At 51.4% G+C, this 572-nt stretch carries 1 rRNA gene; it reads right to left on the minus strand.

The annotated features are described in order from the left end of the window. A 23S ribosomal RNA gene (locus VSR74_RS23190) occupies positions 1-541 on the minus strand; the annotation flags it as partial. Positions 542-572 lie beyond the last annotated feature (31 nt).

Genomic DNA, 572 nt, shown 5'->3' on the forward strand with positions numbered 1-572 from the left:
GGCTCCCACTGCTTGTACGTACACGGTTTCAGGTTCTTTTTCACTCCCCTCGCCGGGGTTCTTTTCGCCTTTCCCTCACGGTACTGGTTCACTATCGGTCAGTCAGGAGTATTTAGCCTTGGAGGATGGTCCCCCCATATTCAGACAGGATACCACGTGTCCCGCCCTACTCTTCGAGTTCACAACATATGCATTTTGGTGTACGGGACTTTCACCCTGTATCGTGCGACTTTCCAGACGCTTCCACTAACACACATGCTGATTCAGACTCTGGGCTGCTCCCCGTTCGCTCGCCGCTACTGGGGGAATCTCGGTTGATTTCTTTTCCTCGGGGTACTTAGATGTTTCAGTTCCCCCGGTTCGCTTCATTACGCTATGTATTCACGCAATGATAGTGTGACGAATCACACTGGGTTTCCCCATTCGGAAATCGCCGGTTATAACGGTTCATATCACCTTACCGACGCTTATCGCAGATTAGCACGTCCTTCATCGCCTCTGACTGCCAGGGCATCCACCGTGTACGCTTAGTCGCTTAACCTCACAACCCGAAGATGTTTCGTAAAACACCA

It is taken from the genome of Pseudocitrobacter cyperus (assembly GCF_039889165.1).
Taxonomy (GTDB): Bacteria; Pseudomonadota; Gammaproteobacteria; order Enterobacterales; family Enterobacteriaceae; genus Pseudocitrobacter; species Pseudocitrobacter cyperus.